The following is a 5,257-nucleotide window of genomic DNA, read 5'->3' on the forward strand; positions in this document are numbered from 1 at the left end:
CGCAAGGGGCGGGGCCGCAAGGGATCGTGAACGCCGTCGCTCTCAGCATTTGCGGACCGGCCTGCTATGGTTGCGGAAGCCGCGTCGATGGGACGGTCCTCATTCCGCTTGCGGCGTCGAGATGAAAAGGAAATGTTCCGGATGCGACGATTGCTTTTGCTGTTTGTGCTGATGCCCGGCGTGGCGCTGGCGAATTCGCCGCGCGTGGTCGGAATCGAGGCCATGAGCCAGGACGGAACGTGGCGGTTCGATGTCGCGGTCGAACATGCCGACGAAGGCTGGGACCATTATGCCGATGCGTGGCAGATCCTTGGCGCGGACGATACCGTTCTGGGAACGCGGGAACTGGTCCATCCGCATGTGGATGAACAGCCCTTCACCCGCTCGCTGAGCGGGGTAAACCTGCCGCAAGACCTGACACAGGTGCGGATCCGCGCCCATGACAGCGTCCATGGCTGGGGCGAGGCGGTGACCTTCGATCTGCCCGATCAGCCTTGAGATGAGGCGCCGCGGGCCGGGCTTTCCGCGCCCGTTTCCTGCGCTTTTCGTCTGGACCGGCAGCGCGGCTCGGCCTATCCATCCGTCATGTCCGACGAAGTGCCGAACGATCCCGACCAGAACCTTCAGGCCGAACCGCTCAGCCGGGCGATCGGCGAACGCTATCTGACCTACGCGCTGTCCACGATCATGAACCGCGCGCTGCCCGATGCGCGCGACGGACTGAAGCCGGTGCATCGCCGCATTCTCTATGCGATGCGCGAACTCAGGCTGGCGCCCAACGGTGCCTTCCGAAAATCGGCCAAGATCACCGGCGACGTGATGGGCAATTACCACCCCCACGGCGATGCGGCGATCTACGACGCCATGGCGCGGCTGGCCCAGGATTTCGCCATGCGCTATCCTTTGGTGGACGGACAGGGCAATTTCGGCAATATCGACGGCGACAACCCGGCCGCCGCGCGCTATACCGAGGCGCGGCTGGCGCAGGCCTCCGAGGCGCTGATGGACGGGCTGGCCGAGAACAGCGTCGATTTTCGCGCCAATTACGACGGCACCCTGACCGAACCGGTCGTGCTGCCGGCGGCCTTTCCAAACCTGCTGGCCAATGGCGCATCCGGTATCGCCGTCGGCATGGCCACGAATATCCCGCCGCACAACCTGCATGAACTGATCGATGCCTGCCTGCACCTGATCAAGACGCCCGAGGCGCGCGACGACACGCTGGCGGGCATCGTGCAGGGCCCGGATTTCCCGACCGGCGGGGTGATCGTGGAAAGCCGCGAATCGATCGCCGAAACCTATCGCACCGGCCGCGGCGCCTTTCGCGTCCGCGCCAAGTGGGAGCAGGAGGATCTGGGCCGCGGCCAATGGCAGGTGGTCGTCACCGAAATCCCCTATCAGGTCCAGAAATCCCGTCTGATCGAACGTCTGGCCGAACTGATCCAGACCAGGAAGATCCCGATTCTTGCCGATGTCCGCGACGAATCCGCCGAGGATATCCGCATCGTGCTGGAACCCAGGACCCGGGCCGTCGATCCCGAACAGATGATGGCCGCCCTGTTCCGCGTCAGCGATCTGGAGATTCGTTTCAGCCTGAACATGAACGTCCTGATCGATGGCCGCGTGCCCAGGGTCTGCTCGCTGAAAGAGGTTCTGCGCGCCTTTCTGGATCATCGCCGCGAGGTGCTGATCCGGCGCGCGAATTTCCGTCTGGACCGGATCGCGGCGCGGCTGGAGGTGCTGGAAGGCTATCTGGTCGCCTATCTTAACCTTGACCGGGTGATCGAGATCATCCGCTACGAGGAAGATCCGAAACGCAAGCTGATGCAGGAGGATTGGAGCGGCGGCGACAGCGTTTCCGGAATTTTTCTGAACGAGGTGCAGGTCGAGGCGATCCTGAACATGCGGCTGCGCGCCCTGCGCAAGCTGGAAGAGATCGAGCTTCGCGCCGAACGCGACAGCCTGCTGGCCGAACGCGAGGAATTGCAGACGATGCTGGGCGATGAGGCCGCGCAATGGGCGCGCATCGCCGATCAGATGAAGGAGGTGCGCAACCTCTTCGGCAAGTCCAGTCCCGACGGTCAGCGACGGACGCTGATCACCGATGCGGTCGAGGCCCCGCCGATCGACATGGAGGCGATGATCGAGCGCGAGCCGCTGACCGTGATCCTGTCCAGAATGGGCTGGATCCGCGCCATGAAGGGCCATCAGCCGCTGGATGCCGAACTGAAGTTCCGCGACGGCGACGGACCGGCGATGGCGCTTCATGCCGAGACGACCGACAAGCTGATGGTCTTTGCCTCGAACGGTCGTTTCTACACGCTGCCCGCCAACGCGCTGCCCGGCGGGCGCGGCATGGGCGAGCCGCTGCGCCTGATGGTGGATCTGCCCAATGAGGCCGAGGTGATCGCGATGTTCCCCTGGCGCGAGGGGCGGAAATATCTGGTCGCTTCGAAAGCCGGGAACGGTTTCATCGTCGATGCCGCCGACATTCTGGCCCAGACCAAGACCGGCAAGCAGGTGCTGAACGGCGACGCGCTGCTGTGCAAGCCGGTCGGCGGCGATCATGTCGCGGTGGTCGGCACGAACCGCAAGATGCTGGTCTTTCCGCTGGCCGATCTGCCGGAAATGTCGCGCGGCAAGGGCGTCCGCCTGCAGCGTTTCGGCAACGGCGGCGGGCTGGTGGCCGCCGATACGCTGTCCGACGCGACCTTCGTCACGCTTTCCGAAGGGCTGAGCTGGTCGATGACGGGCGGCAAGACCCGGACCGAAAGCGATCTCGGCGATTGGCTGGGCAAGCGCGCCGGCGCCGGGCGCATGGCCCCCCGCGGCTTTCCCCGCAATCACAAGTTCGACTGAATCGCGGTCCGGCCGACCTCTGCGGCGCCGGTCAGCGCATCCGGACCCATTTCCAGCCCGTGATCATCGGGCGGACCAGATCCTCGTTCTTCCACAATCGGTAGAACAGGATCATCGCCACGTGCAGAAACAGCAGGATCAGCACGATGCTGCCGCCGAGGCTGTGCCAGCCGACCGCCTTTCGCGACAGCCATCCCGGCACGTCCCCGGCCAGCGGACCGACATTCACGAAATCCTCGGGGTCCGAAATCAATCCCGTTCCGACCTGCCAGATCAGCGCAAGAAGCATGGCGATGACAGACAGCGCGCCCAGCGGATTATGCCCGAACCAATGACTGGGGGAGCGATCCAGGACGTGGCGCAGATAGCCCGCCACGGCCGAGGGTCCGCGCAGGAAGGTGCCAAAGCGCGCCGGCGCCGGACCCACAAAGCCCCAGATGATGCGAAAGACCAGCAACGCGAGGATCGCGTATCCCAGCGAAAAATGCAGTGTCATCACGTTCGGGCCGAACTGGCCCAGAAGCCAGTTCACGACCACCAGCAGCGCCAGTGTCCAGTGATAGAATCGCAGCGCGGGATCCCAGACCCGAATCTTGCGCGCCTCGCGGGACCGGCCCATTACTTCTTGCGGAAGCTGTCGTGACAATCCTTGCAGGCGCCGCCCAGCTTTTGCAGGACCGGGCCGATATTGGCCTGTCCGCCCTTCACCGCCTCCGAGGCGCCGCTCGCGGCCTCTCCGAGGGCGGCATAGGACATGGCGAAGTCTTCGGGCTTTTCCCAGATCGCCGGCAGCGCGTCGGATCCCTCCATCTCGCCATTGGCGGTGCCCTCGATGAAAAGCGGCGGAATGTCGTATTTCGTCAGTGCCTCGATATTGGCGGCGGCTTTCGAGGCCGCGGCCTCGTCATAGTCGATCTCGCCCTTTGCCATCGCGGCCAGGGGCGCCATGTTCAGTGACAGCAGCTTCATATAGCCCTGTCGCCCCTGGAGAACGTCTTCCTCCTGCTCGGCATGGGCGGCAAGGGGCAGGGCGGCTGTGACGGCGATGGCCGCGATGGTCAAGAATTTCATGGCTGTTTCCCTGTTGAAATATCTGGCCTTCGTGGCGCCGATACTGGCAGAGGGCCGGAGCCGGATCAATTCTCATCGCGAATCGATCACGGGATTGCGATGGCCCGCCAGGCGTCTTTCCGCGCCGGTCGCGCAGCACGGGTCAGGTATAGAGCGGTGTGGCGCCGGCCTCGGCATGGATGCCGTTCACGGCCTCGCGCGACAGGCCCATGGCCTGGGCCAGATCACGCAGATAGCGGGCCTCGTCTTCATTGTCGAAATCGATGGCCAGCAGGGACATCAGATAGACCTGCGCCTCCAGCCCTTTGGGCACTTCGCCTGCAAGCGCCCTGGCATCGACCGGCGCGGCCATCTGTTCGCGGATGAACTGCCGTTCGTCGTCGTCGAGGCTGTCGCCCAGATGTCCCAGCAGTCGTTGCTTTTCGGCATCGTCGATGCGGCCATCGGATTTGGCGGCCTGGATCATCGCCCGCAGCATCAGCCCCGCCACGGCGTTCTGTTCCGGAGTGGGCGCGATCTCGGGTTCGTCATCGCGGATCACCGCGTCGTTGAACAATTCGCCGAAGCTCGCGTCGTTTTGCGGCTGCGAATCCTTGCGCGCAAGCCCGCCGGCCGCGGCGCCGCCGGCGGCGCCGCCCAGCAGTCCGCCCAGCAGGTCGCCCAGACCGCCGCCGCTGCCACCGCGAGGGGCGTCGCCCGTTCTGCCGGCGCCCGAAAGCTGGCCCAGCAACCCGCCCAGCCCGCTGCCCGACGCGGACCCGCCCGCGCCAAGTCCGTCCAGCAAACCGCCCAGGCCCCCGCGGGCGCCGCCCGACCCGCGACCGCCATAGGCCTGGCCCGTCCCCGCCTGACTGCCCGAACGGCCGCCCAGGACCTGGCCCAGCCGGTCGCGCAGATTGCCCTGGCCCTGTCCATCGAGATTGTTGCCGAACAGGTCGTCCAGCAGCCCGCCGCCCCGACCATCCGCGCGACCACGCTGCGAGGATCCGGACTGATTGCGCATCACCGCGCCGATTCCCTTGGCCAGCATGACTCCGGCGGCGACGCGGGCAAGTGTTTTCATCAGGCTCATGACGTGGTCCTTTCGGCTGGGGCCGCCCGGCCGGGCGGCGCGTCAGCACGCGAACCCGCATCCGGCCCGACCGGTTCCCGGCGTCACGACAATCTTGCGTCGGGCGGGGCGGCTTTTGCCTTGGAAATGCAGGCTTGCGGAGGCTTGATTTTTCCGGGGCCGGCTTATACATCGCGGCGCACGTCAATTCGGGGCCATCTCATGCCACGCCCCGCGATCAGGAGGCCCTAGATGGCAAAGGCAAAGTTTGAACGG

Annotated in this window: 5 protein-coding genes; 2 read left to right on the top strand and 3 right to left on the bottom strand. The window is 65.5% G+C overall.

The window, feature by feature from the left end; all coding sequences use genetic code 11:
* The first annotated feature begins 141 nt into the window (after positions 1–141).
* Both B4A72_RS04850 and parC read left to right on the top strand, forming a co-directional pair.
* Complete coding sequence (locus B4A72_RS04850) at positions 142–498, top strand: hypothetical protein (protein ID WP_292954226.1); 357 nt, start codon at positions 142–144, stop codon at positions 496–498.
* 87 nt (positions 499–585) lie between these two features.
* Positions 586–2,859, top strand: a complete 2,274-nt coding sequence (gene parC, locus B4A72_RS04855) for a DNA topoisomerase IV subunit A (RefSeq protein ID WP_292954223.1) — start codon at positions 586–588, stop codon at positions 2,857–2,859.
* A gap of 31 nt (positions 2,860–2,890) precedes the next feature.
* On the opposite strand, the gene B4A72_RS04860 is transcribed toward parC, so the two are convergent.
* The 3 genes from B4A72_RS04860 to B4A72_RS04870 form a co-directional block, all read right to left on the bottom strand.
* Entirely contained in the window at positions 2,891–3,478 is a 588-nt protein-coding gene (locus B4A72_RS04860; RefSeq protein WP_292978174.1) for a cytochrome b/b6 domain-containing protein, read from the bottom strand.
* The gene (locus tag B4A72_RS04865) at positions 3,478–3,930 is read right to left on the bottom strand and encodes a c-type cytochrome (RefSeq protein ID WP_292954217.1); all 453 of its coding nucleotides are present in this window, start codon (positions 3,928–3,930) and stop codon (positions 3,478–3,480) included. The genes B4A72_RS04860 and B4A72_RS04865 overlap by 1 nt, the downstream gene beginning before the upstream one ends.
* Before the next feature lie 142 nt (positions 3,931–4,072).
* Complete coding sequence (locus B4A72_RS04870; RefSeq protein WP_292978175.1) at positions 4,073–5,002, bottom strand: tellurite resistance TerB family protein; 930 nt, start codon at positions 5,000–5,002, stop codon at positions 4,073–4,075.
* Positions 5,003–5,257: the final 255 nt, after the last annotated feature.

The sequence above is a fragment of the Paracoccus sp. UBA5162 genome, from assembly GCF_002413585.1.
Lineage (GTDB): Bacteria > Pseudomonadota > Alphaproteobacteria > Rhodobacterales > Rhodobacteraceae > Paracoccus.